General features: G+C 33.3%; 2 protein-coding genes. Both read left to right on the forward strand.

Translation table 11 applies throughout. The features are described from left to right. Positions 1-217 (forward strand): hypothetical protein (locus AC1DJR_RS33055; protein ID WP_477004574.1); only part of this gene is annotated, 217 nt, incomplete at its 5' end. A gap of 99 nt (positions 218-316) precedes the next feature. Beyond that, on the forward strand, positions 317-526 hold the full coding sequence (locus AC1DJR_RS33060; protein ID WP_078204018.1) for a hypothetical protein: 210 nt from the start codon (positions 317-319) through the stop codon (positions 524-526). The last annotated feature ends 7 nt before the right edge of the window (positions 527-533 follow it).

Genomic DNA, 533 nt, shown 5'->3' on the forward strand with positions numbered 1-533 from the left:
GGTTGATAGGTTGATATTTTACGCAGGAACCGAATGGCTTGGTTTTCGCACTCTATTTTCTTCCTGCAACCTCATATATCAAGTTATCAAAGAACTTCATATAGCTAGTTTATCAAAAGTTTTTGGCTATGCCAAACCGAAATKCATCTCCCACCTATCGTTGGGCTACGCCCTTCACACGCTTGAGGAAGGAGAATTCTTTCGGGGAATTCTTTAAAATTAAGATGGTTCAGTTGTAGGAAGGAACCTTATGGTATCCTTTAACTATTTATTTATATAATTGTAGTATATAAATAAATAGTTAAAGGAAAGGTAAGTGAATATTATAATTAATTTCGAACCATTTAATCCAACAATAAATGACATAGCGATCAAACTTGCTATGGTACTGTTTATACCGTTATTCTTATCATTGCTTGTCAAAGTCATACTTATGAAATTTATGAGAGAATCGATCGCTGGCAGACTAGCATATCTATCTTGTCTATTTTTTATGTACTATGTATTTAAATTTGTTACAGAGTAGAAAGGCA

Source organism: Bacillus sp. 05T31 (assembly GCF_056396725.1).